The sequence below is a fragment of the Croceicoccus bisphenolivorans genome, from assembly GCF_001634625.1.
GTDB lineage: Bacteria > Pseudomonadota > Alphaproteobacteria > Sphingomonadales > Sphingomonadaceae > Croceicoccus > Croceicoccus bisphenolivorans.
In genome coordinates this window covers 94,947-111,340 of record NZ_LRSE01000002.1, presented here as the reverse complement: position 1 = coordinate 111,340, position 16,394 = coordinate 94,947, and the positions used below count along the sequence as shown (strand labels likewise).

Below are 16,394 nucleotides of genomic sequence, written 5' to 3'. Positions count from 1 at the left end.
TCTGCTCAGAGAGCGGAGATCGTCCTGTCGACCAGCGAACTGTCCGCACCGGCATCGTGTTTTTCGGCGATGATCGCGGCGGCAGCGGTTGCCGAAGCACGCGCGGCCTTTTGGCGAAGTTCGTCGATCGCGGCACGTTCAGCACCGGCGATCTTGTCTTCGGCCATCTTCTTGCGGCGCTCTACCATGGCCTTGCTGTCGACCTCGGCCTTGGCGACAATGGCGTCAGCCTCATGGCGGGCATGCTCGAGCATGGCTGCCGCGTCCTTCTCGGCGTTGGCAATCTTGTCGGCGTATTCGTTGCGGAGCGCCTCTGCCTCTCCGCGAAGCTTCTTGGCTTCGTCGAGCTGCGACTTGATCTCGGCGATCTTCTTGTCGAGGCCGCCGGCAATCAGCTTGGGAACGCCCTTCCACAGAAGGATGCTGATGAACACCAGCATCGCAAGGCTGACCCACGCGAACGGGCCAATGAAACCGAAGGCAACCGGCTCGACATGCTCGCCATGCTGCTCTTCCTCAAGTCCTTCGAGATTTGCCGCGTGGTCGAGATGCTCCTCGACAACGGCCGAACCGTCGGCTGCGGCAAGAACGGTCAGGATCGCGCTCATCACATCGCCTCCTTAACGGCCATGCGGGCCGCGGCAGGTGCCACTTCGATCCCGGCAAGGCGCTGGACGATCTGGGCGGCAGCCTCGCTGGCGACGTCCTCGATCTCCGCGGCGGCGCTGGCGCGTGCCTCGGCAATGCGGACTTCGGCATCGGCAAGTTTCTTGTCGAGACGCTTCTGCGCGGCCTTCAGCTTCTTGTCGCTGGCGGCAGCCGCTTCCGACTTGGCCTGAGCGATAAGGGCCTGTGCCTCTGCGCGATTGGCGTTTTCACGCGTGCGCCATGCGTCTTCCTCTGCTTCGGCCTGGGCACGGGCGGCTTCGGCGGCAGCGAGGTCGTCGGAAATCTGCTTGTCGCGCATGGCGACGGTGTCCATCACCTTGGGGACCATGCCCTTGCCGATGACGAAGAAGACCAGACCGAAGATCAGCAACAGCCAGAATACCTGGCTGGAGTAGGTCGCGGCCAACTGTTCTATCTGAGGCATCGCAAATGGCGTCCTGTTACGGGATCAAGCAGCAAAATTCTAATCTATCCCTTTTCCGGCCCGCCCGCCAATCGGACGGACCGGGAAAGGAAAACGTTCGATCAGGCGACGAAGATCAGGATCATCGCGACGACGAACGAGAGCAGGCCAAGAAGTTCGGCGGCGGCGAAGCCGATGAACAGGCGGCCCTGCTGGCCGTCGGCTGCACCCGGGTTACGGAGCGCGCCTTCGAGGAACTTGGCGAAAACGTTACCAACGCCGAGCGAGGCGAGGCCCGCACCGAGAGCGGCGAGACCGGCACCGAGCAGCTTTGCGGCTTCTGCGTCCATTGTAAAAACTCCTTTGGAAAACTTGTCGAGTTGAACAGATCAGTGAAGGTTTTCAGCGTCGTTGAGATAGACGCTGGTAAGCAGTGCGAAGACGTAGGCCTGAATGCCCGCGACCAGGATTTCGAGCGCGCAGATACCGACCATCAGGATGAAGCTCGGCACACCGGCGATCGCGAAATACTGCATGCCTGCATTGCTGGAGCCGATCACGAAGCTCGACAGCACTTCCAGCAGGACGTGCCCGGCCATCATTGCCACGAAAAGACGCAGGCCGAGGCTGAAGGGGCGGACCATGAAGCTGATCATCTCGACCACGAAGATGATCGGGATCATCGGAACGGGCGTGCCATGCGGCACGAAGAGCGAGAAGAAGTGCAGCTTGTGCTTCGCGAAACCGACGATCAGCACGATGCCGAACGAGATGATCGCGAGAATGCCGGTCACGGTGAAGTGGCTGGTGAAGGTGAAGGGGTGCAGGCCGATAACGCCCAGCGGCAGCAGGCCGAGGATGTTGCCGAACAGGATGAACATGAACAGCGAGAAGATATAGGGCACGTACTTGCGCCCGTTCTTGCCGATGTTCGCTTCCAGCATGTCGTCGATCAGGCCGGTGAAGCTTTCCACCGCCATCTGCCAGCGGCCGGGCACGAGCTGGCGCTTCATGCCGCCGGCCACGAAGACCCACAGCGCAATCGCCGAGATCGCCATCCACACCGTCGAATTGGTGATGGCGATATTGTAGCCCAGAAGTTCCAGTTGATCCGTACCGAACATCGGCTGGATCGTGAACTGGTGCATCGGGTCGACTTTGGCTTCGGTTGCCACGCGTGTTTCCCTGTCGCCTTATGAACGACAGCGCCCTTCCTGATAGTCAGTCGGGGCGCCGGTTCGAAATTCGAATAATGTTCCTGAAGGCAACAACCATTCCGAGGAACAGCATCACCAACAGACCCCAAGGCGACGTGCCTGCAAACCGGTCGATCACCCAACCGATCAGCGCGCCACCAGCAAGACCACCGATGAGTTCCGCCAGAACCTTGGAGCCGAGGCGATAGTTCGCATCGGTTCCCTGAACTTGCGGCTTGTTGCGTGTCTCTTCCCGCTCTCGCGCGGCCTTCAGCCGGGCGTCGAGCGAGTCGATGCGCGCATCCTCGCCAATGGGCTCCCTTCCGGACTGCTCTTCGTTCATGCCGGTTCCTCCGTTGAAAGGCCCTGCAAGCGCGACAAGCTGCCCGTCTTGGGCGCGGCCCCTTTAGGAAAGGGGTGCACCCAAGTCAACATGGCCCAATGGTCGAAGAAGGCGATTTATGCGGCGATGCACAAACCCGTGAAATCGGCGGGTTTTGCGCGGTTGGTGGCTGGCGCGGGAATCAGCCTGCCGAAGGGCAGCGCGGATCGACTCGGGCAGGCCCGGCACCGCGAGTCTGCCAGCTGCCGTCCGGCGCCTGGTATTTCTCTCCGGCAACGGTGCGCGAAATCAGCAGGCAACCCTGCGTGAAGGCAAATTCCTCGATCGTCACACCCTGCGAACGGGCGCGGTCGGCATAACTGGCCTTGCGGCGGATATTGAGGTCGTCGACAAGCTGCTTGAGCGTGGGCGACGGACTGCCGACGAAACCGAGATAGCCGTCCATCTTCTCTCCGATGGTGCCATTGGCGCGTGCGGCGGCATAGGCCGGGTCGCGCCCCTGTGCGGCGGCCGGTGCGGCCACGACGGCAAGCGCGCCCGCGGCAAGCAGGGCGGCAGCTGTCTTGCGGACGATCTGGCGGGTGCTGGTCATCAGAAAATCTCCGGGTTCTCTTCTATGTTCTCGTTCGCGGAATCGACGAGGCGATAGAGTACTTCCTGCTTAATGTTCACGTTCAGCTCGATCACGATCGGTTCTGCCGGTGCGTTGACGTTGACACATCCGGTCGCCGCCAGAAACAGCGGGGCGACGGTGCCTGCGCCAACCGCCCCGAACCACCCGCCATGCGCCATCCCGACCCCCTTATCCATCGTGGGAGCGGTGTTCGCATCGCGGATGCCCAAGGTCAATCGAGCCTTCCATTTGGCACAGTTCATCGCAATTACTCGCTTTCCGAAGGCTGAATGGTGTTTTCAACCGGTGTTATGTCCTGCCCCCGCACCACTTCGCCCGAGGGGACGAGGGCATTGCCCTCCACCCCGATGAGGCCCAGTTCGCGCGGATCGCGGACCGAAGCGGGATCGTAGAGCGACTTGAAGCTGGACAGGAGCTGCATGAAGGGCGCGCGCACGTTGACATCGAACCGGATCGGCAGGCTGGCAAGGCGGCGGGTGATGATGTTGCGCTTGGCGCCCTCCCCTTGCTTCACTCCGTCGATCTTCACGCGCGTGACGATTTCGCCTTCGAGGCTGCCGTCGAGCCCGATGCGCATCGCCGTGTAGTCGAGCGACTTGAGCGCGTCGAAGGCGAAGTTGGCGATCGGGCTGATATCCTCGTACGTCAGCGCACCGACGTAGGAGACATTGCCGCCGGGCGGGCGCGAATTGAGCACGCCGCCCTCTATCCTGCCGCCGTTTTCATCGAAGATCAGGGGAATCGTGCCGTCGAAAGTGCCCGTCGCCTGCAGGTTCGCCAGTTCCATGCGTTCGACAAAACGGGCCGCATCCAGCCCTTCAATCTCGAAGACGTAGCTGCGCACTTCCGTGACGCCGAGGTTCATGCGCGTGGGCCGCATCGTCAGCGTGCCGCCCATGAACGGGAAAGTCGTGTCGTTCAGGCTGAGCGCCAGTTCCGGCCCGATCTGGAAATCGACGACGCCGTCGTTGACGACGATGCCGGGGTTGATCTCTGCAATCCGCACTTTCTGGTTCGGCGCGGTGACAAGGCCGAGCAGATCGGTGAATTCCACCGTGCCCGACAAGCCGCGAACCGGACCGAAAGCAGCCGCGAAATCGAGCGAATCGGTAGAGAACGTGCCGGTGGAGGTAACGCCCGCTTCGTTCCAGTCGATCCGGCCCTTGCCGGTAACCGTCCCCTCGGCATTGGCGATGGTGCCCAGCGCAAGGCGCGTCACCGTGTCGGGCTGGAGCCGGTTGTCGAAAGTGATGCCGGGCACGTCCAGATCGGCATGGCCCGTCCCGCTGGACAAGTCATGCACGATGTCAACGTCGACAATGGCACGGTCGGTCGTTTCCTCGCGCAGCAATGCTTCGGCGATGATCCTGTTGTCGGCGAAGCGCAGCGTTGCATCGCGGGCCACCATCGGCTGGAACCGCGCGTCTGCCTGCCGGTCGGTCACGCGCAGCGCGCCGTTCGTGACGGTCAGCCCGCCATCGCGCCATGCCCATTCACCCGACGCCTGCGTCATGTCCAGCGGAACGGCGGCAAGGCGGAATTCGGCATCGGCAAAGCGGCCGGAGATATCGCGGCCGATATCGGCAACGAGTTCGGACAGGTGAAACTCGGTCGCCGTTTCGGCAGTGCCCAGCGTGATATCCAGATCGCGCGCGACCAGCGTGCCGGGAATGCCCAACCCGACAGGACCGCCACGTATAGTAGCAGGTGTATCGCCCAGCATGCCGGACAGGTCGAGTTCGGGAACGCCGCCGGCGAATCGCGTACCCGCATCGTCGCTGCGCAAGATTGCGCTGCCCTTTGGCGAGCAGACCATCAGCGACTGGTTCTGCAAGGTCAGGCTGGCCAGTTCGAGCCTGTCGAATGTCGGCGTCACACAGCCCGGCCACAGGGCCAGCCCCTGCCGCTGCCGCCAGCCACCCGAAACCGGAAGGCGCAGGTTCCGGACGTTGCCGCCCGGTATCGCTCCGCTTGCCCGCACATCACCATCAAGCGCGATTCCGCCCGACGCGTCCTGCGTGATGGTCATTGCCGGGATCGCCAGTTTCGCGTCACCCGCTGCATATTCGGCCAGCGAAAGCTGCATCACGCTCTGCCCGCGTGCGCCCTGCTCCATCCGTCCGGCCATGCGCGGCATGCCCTGTCCGCCAGTCTCGAAATGACCGGCAAAGCGCGGCGAACCGTCGCCCAGCGTCATCTGCGCGCGCGACAGGGTGAGCAGCATTTGCCCGCTTGTGCCCTGCCACTGGGCATGGGGAATGATGACCGTCTTGCGGGCCGGGCCGATGCGGGCCTGCACTTCACCGTCGATCGTGCTGCGGCTGCCTTCGCCGGCAAGCGCGCCGCGCATTTTGGCCAGCAGCGGTTCGAGCAGTGTGCCGGCAGCCGTGCCTTCATATCCGCGAAGCTGGTCGTTCAATCCCCTGCCCGGCCTTAATCCCACACCGGAAAAGCTGCCGTCGAACGCGACATTGGCAAAGCCCTCCCGCGCACGCAGCGCCCCGTCCAGACCCATGCGGGTCAGCGTCGCGCCCGCGATCGAGGCATCGGCACCGGTCAGGTCGATATCGGTGTTCAGCCCTTCCTTGCCGTAGGACAGCGCGACATCGCCCGCGATCGATCCGATGGATTGCCCCGATGCCGCCAGCCTGCCGGAAAGGAGCTTTGCCTTGCCCCTGAACGCATCGAAAGCCTCGCTACCGGTCAGATCGAGCGACACCATGGCCTTGCCAAGCGACAGGTCGGTTTCGTCACAATCTATCCCGCCAAGGCGCAAAGGCCCTTCGAATTGCGGCTGTTCGCCCGATATCGTGACCTTGCCGTAAAGGCTGGCATCGCGCGCAGTGCAATCGCCGTCGGAAAGGTCCGGCGCGACGGCGCCGATCACGCCGGAAAACCCGTTGCGAAGCGCGCCCTGCCCCGCCACCTTCACGCCTACGTTGCCATATTCGGAGCGCACCAGCGCGCGGCCGTCATCGATGGCAACCCGCATGTCGGGCAGGCGGAACGGTTCGTCCGTGCCCTCCGCATAGAACACACGGTCGAGCGCACCGAAACTCACCCGCCCGTCAACCAGCCGGCCGTAGAGGCGCGGTTTCACCAGCAGCACCTCGCCAATCACGGGCATGCCAAAGCGATAGCGGATAGTGACGACCGCGCGTTCGACCGTCATGTCCGGATTGGCCGGATCGCCGATCACGACATTATCGATCACTTGCCGCTGCGCACCGATCGAGGTGATGTCGTAACTGGCGGGCAAGTCATATTCCGCCAGCGTGTCGCGAATGATGCCGTCCGCAATGTCGATACGGCTGAACCATGCAGCCCCGAACGCGGCCACCACGATCACCGCCCCGCCGATTGCGGTACGCGCGAGATACCGCCTGCGCCGGGAAGGCACGCGGGGCATCTCTTCGCTGTCAGTGGGTTGCGTCATTTAATCCCGTTATGGCCCGCTTCGATCCGGCAATCCACTGCCCGCGGTGGGCGGAACTTGCGCAGGGCTTGCGGCAAAGGCAATGTTTTTAAAGCAGTTTGGATTTTCCGGGGAAATTCGGGATTCGAAACGAGTTTTAAACCGGTAAGGTCCCGGCAGCGGAGAATATTGCGTGACGGATCGCATTGTGGCGAGCCAGGATGAACTGCCGATGGATAGCCCGAAACGCCGCGGTGGCAAGGCTGGTTCCGCTCCGGCTGACGGGCACGATCCGAAGGGCCACCGCGCGCGCCTGCGTTCGCGGATGCTGCATGGCGGTCCGGATGCCCTCGCCGATCACGAACTCGTCGAATACCTGTTGATGACGGCGATTCCCCGCCGCGATGTAAAGCCGCTGGCCCGATCCCTGCTGAGCCGTTTCGGCGGACTGGCCGGCGTGTTCAATGCCGACGCCAAGGCACTGGCCAGCCACCCCGGCATGGGGGAGACGAGCGCCGCGGCATTGAAGATCGTGTCGATCGCGACCCGCCGCCTTGCCCGCGCCGAAGTGCAGGACAAGCCGGTGCTGGGATCGTGGGCCGCCCTGATCGACTATCTCACCATCGACATGGCGCACCTGACGGTGGAACGCGTGCGGGTGCTCTATCTCAATGCGCAAAACCGGCTGATCCATGACGAACATGTCGGCGACGGTTCGCTGGACGAAGCCGCCATCCACCCGCGAGAGGTAATCCGCAGGGCGATGGAAGTCGGCGCGGCGGCGCTCATCCTTGTCCACAACCATCCCAGCGGCAATCCGGAGCCAAGCCGCGCCGATATCCAGATCACGAACCGCATTGCGGAGGCCGGACGCCTGCTCAACATCGTCGTCCACGATCATGTCATCATCGGCCGGTCGGGCCATGTCTCGCTGCGATCGAAGGGCCTGATCTGATGTGCATCGCCGTAACCGGCTGGCGCTGCGATCCCGATTTCCCGCTGGTCGTCATCGCCAATCGCGACGAATTCCACGAACGCCCCACCGAGCCGTTGAAGCGATGGAATGACGGTAGCGGCATCATCGCCGGGCGGGACCTGAAATCGGGCGGCACGTGGCTGGGCGTTTCGGAAGAGGCAGGGCGGCTGGCGCTGATCACGAATTTCCGCGATCCCGATGACTTCCGACCCGATGCCCCTTCGCGCGGCGCGCTCGTCAGCGACTGGCTGACCGGCGACTGGCACCGGGTAGAAGACAGGCTTGGCGAACTGTCGCGATACAACGGTTTCAGCCTTGTCCTGATCGACGGGCGCGAAGGGTGGGTGGTGGACAACCGCACGATGAGCCAGCCCTTCGCCATGGACATGGGCGGCTACTATGGCCTGTCGAACGGTGCCTTCGCTAATCCCTGGCCCAAGGTCGACCGGCTGGTGGATGACATGCGCGGCGTGCTCGATCACGGTACGCCGGATACGGAGGCCTTCTTCGCCATGCTGGCGAAATCCGGCCCGCATGCGGAGGCAGACAGCGAAGATGCGCCGGTCTTCATCAGGAACCGGGCCTACGGCACCCGGTGCAGTACGGTCGTCATCATCGGTGCCGACGGAGCCGGGTCGATCAACGAGCGGCGTTTCGACGCTGAAGGCATGCCGACCGGCACGACATCGATTGCCGTGCGACTGAGGTGACGGCTACTGTTTTGCGGTGTTGGAGGGGCTGATCACATCCGCCCATCCGGCGATGACCACACCTGCAATGACAATCACGATGCCCACCGCGTGATACCAGTGCAGCGCCTCTCCCAGCAGGAGGGCCGCAAGCAGCGCGCCTACGATCGGCATCAGCGCGACAGCCTGTCCGGCAATTGCCGGCCCTGCCCTTGCGACAGCCGCATTGAATAGGAAATAGGCGATGACCGAGGGGAAGATACCGATATAGGCGACGCCGAGGATCGAACCAACGTTCCACGACACATGGTGCCCCGGAAACACCAGCGCGATGGCAGCAAGCACGAGTGCCCCGCCTGCGAAAGTCACGAACACGAAGCTGGCGGGCCTGACATCGGGCACCAGCCGCAGCAGGGCGGTATAGCTTGCCCACGATACGCAAGCGGCAAGGACGATCAGATCGCTTCCGGTCAATCGCAGCGCCAGCACTGCTTCGTGACTGCCGCGAAAAATGGTGAACGCTGCCCCGAAAACCGAAAGCAGGATGCCGAATATCTTCCACCCCGGTTCGCGTTGCGCAAACGCCACCGCACCGATCAACAGGACAAGGCCGGGTATGGTGGCCTGCATCAACAGGGCGTTGGTAGCGGTCGTGCCGTGTAGCCCGATATAGAGAAGCGTGTTGAAACCGACGATCCCTGTGAGGCACAGGGCCAGCACCGGTTTCCATCCCGCCTTTAGTGCCGGCAGGTCGGCCGCCAGCCCGCGCCATGCAAACGGCGCTATGATGACAGTCGCCGCGATCCAGCGCAGCAGTGCCAGCAACACCGGATCGATATCGTCGCGCACCGCGCGCCCGATGATGGCGTTGCCCGCCCAGAACACGATCACCAGTCCCAGCATGGCATAAGTCAGCCAATCGATACTTCGCTTTTGCATCAGGGTTCCTGACTGACAATCACACACGCGCATTCGCGCCGCGCCCCTAACAGCAAGGCGCGCGCCTGTCTTGCATCGATGCCACGAAACATGCCGCGCCCCCTTGCCATTTCGCCCCCCTCCCCCTAGCCGCCCCGTCGACACGCAAATCCTGACCGTCACGGAGTCGAAAATGGTCCCACGTTATGCCCGCCCCGCGATGACCGCGATCTGGGAACCGGAGATGAAGTACCGCATCTGGTTCGAGATCGAGGCGCACGCGACCGACAAGCTGGGCGAACTGGGCGTCGTTCCGGCCAGCGCAGGCAAGGCGCTGTGGGACTGGTGGGCGACAGATCCGAAGATCGACGTGGAAGCGATCGACGCGATCGAGGCCGTGACCAAGCACGACGTCATCGCCTTCCTGACGTGGGTTGCCGAAAACGTGGGCGACGAAGCCCGCTTCATGCACCAGGGCATGACCAGTTCCGACGTTCTGGACACGACGCTTGCCGTGCAGCTGGACCGCGCCGCCGCGATCCTGCTCGAAGATCTCGACAAGCTGCTCGCCGCGATCAGGACCCGCGCCGAAGAGCACAAGTACACGCCCACCATCGGCCGCAGCCACGGCATTCACGCAGAGCCGGTGACTTTCGGCCTGAAGATGGCCGAAGCCTATGCAGAGTTCTCGCGCTGCAAGGAACGGCTGGAATTTGCGCGCAAGGACATTGCGACTTGCGCGATTTCCGGCGCGGTCGGCACGTTCGCCAATATCGACCCGAGCGTCGAGGTCTATGTCGCCGGCAAGATGGGCCTGTCGGTAGAGCCGGTATCGACGCAGGTCATCCCGCGCGACCGTCACGCGATGTTCTTTGCCGTGCTGGGCGTCATCGCTTCCTCGATCGAGCGCCTTGCCGTCGAAGTCCGCCACCTACAGCGCACCGAAGTGCTGGAGGCCGAGGAATATTTCTCGCCCGGCCAGAAGGGTTCGTCGGCCATGCCGCACAAGCGCAACCCGATCCTGACCGAGAACCTTACCGGCCTTGCCCGCGTCGTGCGCGCAGCCACGGTCCCTGCGATGGAGAACGTCGCGCTCTGGCACGAACGTGACATCTCGCACTCCTCGGTCGAACGTTTCTTCGGCCCGGACGCGACGATCACACTCGACTTCGCGCTCGGCCGCCTGACCGGCGTGATCGAGAAGCTGCTGGTCTATCCCGAACGCATGCAGAAGAACCTCGACCGGATGGGCGGCCTCGTCCATTCGCAGCGCGTTCTGCTGGCCCTGACCCAAGCGGGCGTCAGCCGCGAGGATGCCTATCGCCTCGTGCAGCGAAACGCGATGAAGGTGTGGGAATCGGATGGCGCACTCTCGCTGCTCGAACTGCTGAAGGCCGATGCGGAAGTGACCGCGGCGCTGAGCGAACAGCAGATCGAGGAGAAGTTCGACCTCGACTACCACTTCAAGCATGTCGACACGATCTTCAGCCGCGTTTTCGGCTGAAGACGACCGGCCTTCTGGCCCACTGGTCAAGAACGTTGAACCGGCCTAGGTTCCAACGGAACTTGGGGGTCGGCGCAAAGTGGCACGAGGAGACTAGGGTTTGCAGGTATTCAGGAGCATCGTCTGGGCGGTGATCGTCGCGGGACTTGCGGTATTCGCCTATGCGAACTGGTTCCGGATCGACGTCACGATCTGGAACAATGTCGTCCTGAACACGCCGCTGCCGATGATCATCCTTTCCTCGTTCATGATGGGCTTTCTTCCAATGTGGCTGTTCCACCGCGCTGGCCGCTGGCGGCTGAAGCGGCGGATCACCTCGCTGGAAGCGGCGCAGCGGTCCTTGATCGCCACGCAGAACGAACAATCTGCCATGGGCCAGCCGGCACCGGGTGAGGAGCCGCTGGCGTGAGCAATCCCGTCTATGTCGCGATCGACATGCCGCGCCTCGATGCCGCGAAAGCGCTGGCGGAGCGCGTGAAGGGGCATGTCGGCGGGCTGAAGCTGGGCATGGAATTCTTCTACGCCCACGGCCACCACGGGGTGATGGAAATGGCCCACGTCGGCCTGCCGATCTTCCTAGATCTGAAACTCCACGACATTCCCAATACCGTGGCAGGCGCGATGCAATCGATCCACCTGCTGGAACCGGCCATCGTCACCGTTCACGCCAATGGCGGGCGCGCGATGATGGAGGATGCCAAGGCTGCGGCGGGCGAAAACACCAAGGTCGTCGCGGTGACCCTGCTCACCAGCCTCGACCAGAACGATCTTGCCAAGACCGGCGTTAACGGCTGCGCCCACGATCAGGTCATGCGCCTTGCCGAACTGTCCGAAGCGGCGGGCCTCGACGGAATTGTCTGTTCCGGCAGGGAAGTCGGCGCGGTCCACAAGCAGTGGAAGAACGGCTACTTCGTCGTGCCCGGCCTGCGCCCGGCCGACAGCGCGACGGGAGACCAGAAGCGCGTCGTCACGCCGCGACAGGCCCGCGACGACGGGGCAAGCGTGCTGGTGGTCGGCCGGCCCATAACCCGCGCAGAAGACCCGCTGGCCGCCGCCCGCGCGATAGAGGCGACGCTCTGACGATGATCGCCGCGCTGGCCCTTGCCGCCGGGGCATTGCCGCCCAACACCACCGTCCTTGCCGCCCTCGCGCCCGGTTTCGCGCTGCCCGGCTGTTCGCGACCCGTGGCCGGTCCCGTCGAGGATGGCTGGGACCCGGCCGACGAAGACGTCGCCGCGATGGAGGATGCGCTGGCCCTGACGCTGGCGTCGCTGCGCACGTTGCCGCTCTACCAGTCCGGTACCGAAAACCCCGACCCGCTGTCCTACACCGCGGGCGACCCGCGCTGGCAGCGCGAAATCGTGGGCATCGTGCGTAACGGGCGCGCGATCGTCTATGGCAACTACCTGCCTGCCGACGTTACCGTGAACCCCGCCCACCTGCCGACCGGCGTTTGCGATGGTGGCCCGGTGTTCTTCGGCGCCGAATACGATGTCGCCACCGGCACGATCACGCACCTTGCCTTCAACGGCGGGTTGGGCGGTCCGTTCTGGCCGGTCTACGCGCCATGAGCGGTGATGTGCTTATCGAACCGGCCAAGGCAGGCGACCTGCCGGCTTTGTCGTTCATGGTTGAGAATTGCTACCGCGGCGATCACGCCCGCATGGGCTGGACGAACGAGGCGGACATCCTTGGCGACACGCGGCTGGCCGATGGCGAACTGGCCGCCATGTTCGCCGATCCCGATGTCGTGATCTTCGTCGCGCGCAATGGCGACGATATCGTCGGCTGCGTAACCGTCAGCGACCAGCCGCCCGATGTGGCCTATGTCGGGATGCTGTGCGTCGATCCCCCGTTCCAGTCGTCAGGTCTCGGCTCCCGCCTGCTCAAGACGGCAGAGCTGCTTTGCCACAACCTTGGCGTGAAGCGGGCGCGCATGACGGTGATCGATACGCGCGACAGCCTGATCGCGTGGTACCTGCGCAACGGCTACGAACCGACCGGCGAACGCCTGCCCTATCCGGCCAAGCTGCCGGAGCCGCAATTCTTCACGGTGCTGGAAAAGACGCTCTCGTCCGCCTAAGTCGCGCGCCATGGCGACTCGCATCAAGATCTGCGGCATTTCGAAAGCCGACGCGTTGGAAGCGGCAATCGCCGCGCGCGCCGACTATGCGGGCTTCGTATTCTATCCCCCCTCTCCCCGCGCCGTTACACCGCGCGAAGCAGCGCCGCTCGGCGAACGCGCGGCGGGCCGGATTTCGCGAGTCGGCCTCTTCGTCGACGCGACAGACGAGGAAATCGGCGAGGCCGTCGCGGCAGCCAAGCTGGACGTGCTGCAATTGCATGGCAAGGAAACGCCCGAACGCGCGGCGACCCTGCGTTCGCGTTTCGGGCTGCCGGTGTGGAAGGCCATCGCGGTTTCCGGCGCTTCGGATCTTGCGAAATCATCGGAATATGCGGGCGCGGTGGATCTGACACTGTTCGACGCCAAGACGCCGAAGGGCGCTCTACCCGGCGGGATGGGCCTCCGCTTCGACTGGGACCTGCTGCGCGGATATCGCTCCGCGACAGAATGGGGCATTGCGGGTGGCATCGGTACGGACAACGTGGCCGAGGCGATCAGCGTGACGAACGCGCCCCTTGTCGACGTATCCTCCGGCGTGGAAAGTGCCCCCGGCGTCAAGGATACGGACAAGATCGCCGCGTTCTGCCGGGCGGCGCGCGCCACCTGATCTGGACAGACCCCGACCCTTCTGCCAAGCGCGAGTGCCATGAACGAGACAGCCCACCCCAATTCATTCCGCAACCAGCCTGACGAGCGCGGCCACTTCGGCCAGTTCGGCGGTCGCTACGTGTCGGAAACGCTGATGCCGCTCATTCTCGACCTAGAGAAGGAGTACAACAGGGCCAAAACCGACCCGGCCTTCAAGGCCGAGTTCGAGGACCTGCTGGAGCATTACGTCGGTCGCCCCAGCCCACTCTATTATGCGGAACGGCTGACCGATGAACTGCGCAAGTCGGCTCCCGATGGAATGGGCGCGCAGGTCTGGTTCAAGCGCGACGAACTGAACCATACCGGCGCGCACAAGATCAACAACTGCATCGGCCAGATCCTGCTGGCCGTGCGCATGGGCAAGACGCGGATCATCGCCGAAACCGGCGCGGGCCAGCATGGCGTGGCGACCGCGACGGTGGCAGCACGTTTCGGCCTGCCCTGCGTTGTCTACATGGGCGCAAAGGACGTGGAGCGGCAGCAGCCCAACGTCTTCCGCATGCGGCTGCTGGGCGCCGAGGTTAAGGCCGTGAAGGCCGGTGCCGCGACGCTGAAGGACGCGATGAACGAGGCACTGCGCGACTGGGTCGCGAACGTCCACGACACGTTCTACATCATCGGCACCGCAGCCGGTCCGCATCCGTACCCTGCGCTTGTCCGCGACTTCCAATCCGTGATCGGACGCGAGGCGCGCGAACAGATGCTGGCCCGCACCGGCAAGCTGCCCGACCTGCTGGTCGCGGCCATCGGCGGCGGGTCGAACGCCATCGGGCTGTTCCACCCGTTCCTTGACGATCCTTCGGTCAAGATGCTGGGCGTGGAAGCAGCCGGATATGGCCTCGACAAGGATCACGCCGCATCGCTGGCGGGCGGATCGCCGGGCATTCTGCATGGCAACAAGACCTACCTTCTGCAGGACGATGACGGCCAGATCGTCGAGGGTCACTCGATTTCGGCAGGCCTCGACTATCCCGGCATCGGGCCGGAACATTCGTGGCTGAAGGAAACCGGCCGCGTCGACTATACCTCGGCGACGGACAAGGAGGCGCTGGACGCCTTCCAGCTGCTCTGCCGGACAGAGGGCATCATCCCGGCGCTGGAACCCAGCCACGCCATCGCGGCAGTGGCAAAGGTTGCGCGCGAAATGCCGCGCGATGCCATCATCTGCGCGAACCTGTGCGGTCGCGGGGACAAGGATATCTTCACCGTCGCCGATGCGCTGGGGGTTGAACTGTGAGCCGTTTCGACGCCGCCTTCGGCAAGCCCCACCCCGCCCTCGTCTGCTTCGTCACTGCCGGTGACGGGCCGACCGATGCCGTGCTCGACGCGCTGGTCGAAGGCGGGGCAGACGTGATCGAGCTGGGCATGCCCTTCACCGACCCAATGGCAGACGGCCCCGGCATCCAGCTCGCCAACTTGCGCGCGCTCGGCAAGGGAACGAAGACCGCCGACGTTTTCCGCATTGCCGCCGACTTCCGCGCGCGTCATCCAGAGGTGCCGCTGGTCCTGATGGGCTATGCCAATCCGATGATCCATCGCGGCGCCGACTGGTTCGCCGAGCAGTGCGCGAAGGCCGGTGTCGACGGCGTGATCTGCGTCGATACCCCGCCGGAGGAAGATGCCGAGCTTGGCCCCTTCCTGCGCGATGCAGGCGTCGCCACGATCCGCCTTGCCACGCCGACCACCGATGCGGCGCGTCTTCCGCAGGTTCTCGAGACTGCGACCGGCTTTCTCTATTACGTATCGGTCGCCGGGATCACCGGTCTGCAACAGGCCGCAACCGCCTCTATCGATGAGGCTGTTTCGCGCCTCAAGGCCGGAACCGACCTGCCCGTTGCCGTCGGCTTCGGCGTCCGCACCCCCGAACAGGCCGGTGCCATCGCCAAGGTCGCCGATGGTGTCGTGGTCGGATCGGCGCTGGTCGAACTAGTCGGCAAGCATGGCGATGACGCGCCCGCGCATGTGCGCGAACTGACCACCGCACTGGCCGAAGCGGTCCACGCCGCACGAAAGGAAAACGCATGAGCTGGCTCACCCGCGTCCGCAACCGCATCCCCTTCGTCGCCAAGCGCGACACGCCCGACAACCTGTGGCGCAAGTGCAAGAACTGCCAGGAGATGCTGTTTACCAAGGACTACGAGGAAAACCTCTGGGTTTGCCCGCGCTGTGACGATCACGGGCGCATTGGCGCGGACTGTCGCCTGGACCAGATTCTCGACGCCGGATACGAAGTGCTGCCTTCGCCCAGCGTCAAGGAAGACCCGCTGAAGTTCAAGGATTCCAAGCGCTATACCGACAGGCTGAAGGCCGCGCGGCACGGCGCGCCGCACCCCGATGCGCTGACCAACGCGGCGGGCACCATCGACGGGCGCAAGGCTGTTGTCGGCGTTCAGGACTTCGGCTTCATGGGCGGATCGATGGGCATGGCCGTGGGCGATGCCTTCATCGCGGGTGTTGACCGTGCGGTGAAGGAAAACGCGCCTTACGTGATCTTCACCGCCGCTGGCGGCGCACGCATGCAGGAAGGCATCCTGTCGCTGATGCAGATGCCGCGCACGACCGTGGCGATCCAGAAGCTGAAGATCGCGGGGCTTCCCTACATCGTCGTGCTGACCGATCCGACGACCGGCGGCGTCACGGCCAGCTACGCCATGCTGGGCGACATCCAGATTGCCGAGCCCAACGCCCTGATCGGCTTTGCCGGACAGCGCGTGATTCAGGACACGATCCGCGAAAAGCTGCCCGAAGGGTTCCAGCGCGCCGAATACCTGCACGCGCACGGCATGCTGGACATGGTCGTGCACCGGAAAGACCTGCGAAAGACGCTAGCCGACGTGATCGATTACCTGATGGCGGCGAAACAGGCCGCCTGAC

At 64.0% G+C, this 16,394-nt stretch carries 20 protein-coding genes; 11 read left to right on the top strand and 9 right to left on the bottom strand.

Annotated features, from left to right (window positions below; all coding sequences use genetic code 11):
- Window positions 1-5: 5 nt before the first annotated feature.
- The 8 genes from A7A77_RS02165 to A7A77_RS02130 form a co-directional block, all read right to left on the bottom strand.
- Complete coding sequence (locus A7A77_RS02165; protein ID WP_066552836.1) at window positions 6-608, bottom strand: F0F1 ATP synthase subunit B family protein; 603 nt, start codon at window positions 606-608, stop codon at window positions 6-8.
- A complete protein-coding gene (locus tag A7A77_RS02160; RefSeq protein WP_066552834.1) occupies window positions 608-1,093 on the bottom strand; it encodes a F0F1 ATP synthase subunit B family protein in 486 nt (161 codons plus the stop codon). The genes A7A77_RS02165 and A7A77_RS02160 overlap by 1 nt, the downstream gene beginning before the upstream one ends.
- A 101-nt stretch (window positions 1,094-1,194) precedes the next feature.
- Window positions 1,195-1,422, bottom strand: coding sequence for a F0F1 ATP synthase subunit C (locus A7A77_RS02155; protein ID WP_066552832.1), 228 nt, complete (start codon window positions 1,420-1,422; stop codon window positions 1,195-1,197).
- Window positions 1,423-1,461: 39 nt separating this feature from the next.
- Window positions 1,462-2,247 (bottom strand): F0F1 ATP synthase subunit A, encoded by a 786-nt coding sequence (locus A7A77_RS02150; protein WP_066552829.1) that lies wholly within the window; start codon window positions 2,245-2,247, stop codon window positions 1,462-1,464.
- A 46-nt stretch (window positions 2,248-2,293) separates the two neighbouring features.
- Window positions 2,294-2,611 (bottom strand): AtpZ/AtpI family protein, encoded by a 318-nt coding sequence (locus A7A77_RS02145; protein ID WP_066552819.1) that lies wholly within the window; start codon window positions 2,609-2,611, stop codon window positions 2,294-2,296.
- Window positions 2,612-2,792: 181 nt separating this feature from the next.
- Window positions 2,793-3,203 (bottom strand): YdbL family probable chaperone protein, encoded by a 411-nt coding sequence (locus tag A7A77_RS02140; RefSeq protein ID WP_172799812.1) that lies wholly within the window; start codon window positions 3,201-3,203, stop codon window positions 2,793-2,795.
- The gene (locus A7A77_RS18530; protein WP_342668616.1) at window positions 3,203-3,460 is read right to left on the bottom strand and encodes a YnbE family lipoprotein; all 258 of its coding nucleotides are present in this window, start codon (window positions 3,458-3,460) and stop codon (window positions 3,203-3,205) included. Before A7A77_RS18530 ends, A7A77_RS02140 begins: the two co-directional genes overlap by 1 nt.
- 32 nt (window positions 3,461-3,492) lie before the next feature.
- Window positions 3,493-6,681, bottom strand: a complete 3,189-nt coding sequence (locus tag A7A77_RS02130) for an intermembrane phospholipid transport YdbH family protein (RefSeq protein ID WP_082835841.1) — start codon at window positions 6,679-6,681, stop codon at window positions 3,493-3,495.
- A gap of 211 nt (window positions 6,682-6,892) precedes the next feature.
- Here A7A77_RS02130 and radC point away from each other — a divergent pair, with 211 nt between their 5' ends.
- Together radC and A7A77_RS02120 are read left to right on the top strand one after the other, a co-directional pair.
- On the top strand, window positions 6,893-7,615 hold the full coding sequence (gene radC / locus A7A77_RS02125; protein WP_066553466.1) for a RadC family protein: 723 nt from the start codon (window positions 6,893-6,895) through the stop codon (window positions 7,613-7,615).
- Window positions 7,615-8,346 carry an NRDE family protein gene (locus A7A77_RS02120; RefSeq protein WP_066552817.1) on the top strand — a complete coding sequence of 244 codons (732 nt, stop codon included), beginning with the start codon at window positions 7,615-7,617 and terminating at the stop codon, window positions 8,344-8,346. Before radC ends, A7A77_RS02120 begins: the two co-directional genes overlap by 1 nt.
- Window positions 8,347-8,349: 3 nt before the next feature.
- Here the strand turns inward: A7A77_RS02120 and A7A77_RS02115 are convergent, their stop codons facing one another.
- Window positions 8,350-9,264 carry a DMT family transporter gene (locus A7A77_RS02115; RefSeq protein WP_066552815.1) on the bottom strand — a complete coding sequence of 305 codons (915 nt, stop codon included), beginning with the start codon at window positions 9,262-9,264 and terminating at the stop codon, window positions 8,350-8,352.
- 172 nt (window positions 9,265-9,436) lie between these two features.
- Between A7A77_RS02115 and purB the strand changes: the two genes are divergently transcribed.
- From purB to accD, 9 genes are all read left to right on the top strand, one after another.
- Window positions 9,437-10,747, top strand: coding sequence for an adenylosuccinate lyase (purB, locus tag A7A77_RS02110; protein WP_066552806.1), 1,311 nt, complete (start codon window positions 9,437-9,439; stop codon window positions 10,745-10,747).
- Window positions 10,748-10,847: 100 nt separating this feature from the next.
- On the top strand, window positions 10,848-11,156 hold the full coding sequence (locus A7A77_RS02105; protein ID WP_156500326.1) for a LapA family protein: 309 nt from the start codon (window positions 10,848-10,850) through the stop codon (window positions 11,154-11,156).
- Complete coding sequence (pyrF, locus tag A7A77_RS02100) at window positions 11,153-11,827, top strand: orotidine-5'-phosphate decarboxylase (RefSeq protein ID WP_066552797.1); 675 nt, start codon at window positions 11,153-11,155, stop codon at window positions 11,825-11,827. Before A7A77_RS02105 ends, pyrF begins: the two co-directional genes overlap by 4 nt.
- A 2-nt stretch (window positions 11,828-11,829) precedes the next feature.
- Complete coding sequence (locus tag A7A77_RS02095) at window positions 11,830-12,318, top strand: hypothetical protein (protein WP_066552794.1); 489 nt, start codon at window positions 11,830-11,832, stop codon at window positions 12,316-12,318.
- Window positions 12,315-12,830, top strand: coding sequence for a GNAT family N-acetyltransferase (locus tag A7A77_RS02090; RefSeq protein ID WP_066552793.1), 516 nt, complete (start codon window positions 12,315-12,317; stop codon window positions 12,828-12,830). Before A7A77_RS02095 ends, A7A77_RS02090 begins: the two co-directional genes overlap by 4 nt.
- 10 nt (window positions 12,831-12,840) lie before the next feature.
- Window positions 12,841-13,479, top strand: coding sequence for a phosphoribosylanthranilate isomerase (locus A7A77_RS02085; RefSeq protein ID WP_066552792.1), 639 nt, complete (start codon window positions 12,841-12,843; stop codon window positions 13,477-13,479).
- 39 nt (window positions 13,480-13,518) lie between these two features.
- Entirely contained in the window at window positions 13,519-14,757 is a 1,239-nt protein-coding gene (gene trpB, locus A7A77_RS02080; protein ID WP_066552786.1) for a tryptophan synthase subunit beta, read from the top strand.
- Window positions 14,754-15,545, top strand: coding sequence for a tryptophan synthase subunit alpha (gene trpA / locus A7A77_RS02075; protein ID WP_066552781.1), 792 nt, complete (start codon window positions 14,754-14,756; stop codon window positions 15,543-15,545). Before trpB ends, trpA begins: the two co-directional genes overlap by 4 nt.
- Entirely contained in the window at window positions 15,542-16,393 is an 852-nt protein-coding gene (gene accD, locus A7A77_RS02070; RefSeq protein ID WP_066552779.1) for an acetyl-CoA carboxylase, carboxyltransferase subunit beta, read from the top strand. Before trpA ends, accD begins: the two co-directional genes overlap by 4 nt.
- Window position 16,394 lies beyond the last annotated feature (1 nt).

Coding starts and splice junctions, on each gene's coding strand:
- A7A77_RS02165 (WP_066552836.1), bottom strand. CDS start 608: ATGAGCGCGATCCTGACCGTTCTTGCCGCAGCCGACGGTTCGGCCGTT.
- A7A77_RS02160 (WP_066552834.1), bottom strand. CDS start 1,093: ATGCCTCAGATAGAACAGTTGGCCGCGACCTACTCCAGCCAGGTATTC.
- A7A77_RS02155 (WP_066552832.1), bottom strand. CDS start 1,422: ATGGACGCAGAAGCCGCAAAGCTGCTCGGTGCCGGTCTCGCCGCTCTC.
- A7A77_RS02145 (WP_066552819.1), bottom strand. CDS start 2,611: ATGAACGAAGAGCAGTCCGGAAGGGAGCCCATTGGCGAGGATGCGCGC.
- A7A77_RS02140 (WP_172799812.1), bottom strand. CDS start 3,203: ATGACCAGCACCCGCCAGATCGTCCGCAAGACAGCTGCCGCCCTGCTT.
- A7A77_RS02130 (WP_082835841.1), bottom strand. CDS start 6,681: ATGACGCAACCCACTGACAGCGAAGAGATGCCCCGCGTGCCTTCCCGG.
- radC (WP_066553466.1), top strand. CDS start 6,893: ATGGATAGCCCGAAACGCCGCGGTGGCAAGGCTGGTTCCGCTCCGGCT.
- A7A77_RS02120 (WP_066552817.1), top strand. CDS start 7,615: ATGTGCATCGCCGTAACCGGCTGGCGCTGCGATCCCGATTTCCCGCTG.
- A7A77_RS02115 (WP_066552815.1), bottom strand. CDS start 9,264: ATGCAAAAGCGAAGTATCGATTGGCTGACTTATGCCATGCTGGGACTG.
- purB (WP_066552806.1), top strand. CDS start 9,437: ATGGTCCCACGTTATGCCCGCCCCGCGATGACCGCGATCTGGGAACCG.
- A7A77_RS02095 (WP_066552794.1), top strand. CDS start 11,830: ATGATCGCCGCGCTGGCCCTTGCCGCCGGGGCATTGCCGCCCAACACC.
- A7A77_RS02090 (WP_066552793.1), top strand. CDS start 12,315: ATGAGCGGTGATGTGCTTATCGAACCGGCCAAGGCAGGCGACCTGCCG.
- A7A77_RS02085 (WP_066552792.1), top strand. CDS start 12,841: ATGGCGACTCGCATCAAGATCTGCGGCATTTCGAAAGCCGACGCGTTG.
- trpB (WP_066552786.1), top strand. CDS start 13,519: ATGAACGAGACAGCCCACCCCAATTCATTCCGCAACCAGCCTGACGAG.
- accD (WP_066552779.1), top strand. CDS start 15,542: ATGAGCTGGCTCACCCGCGTCCGCAACCGCATCCCCTTCGTCGCCAAG.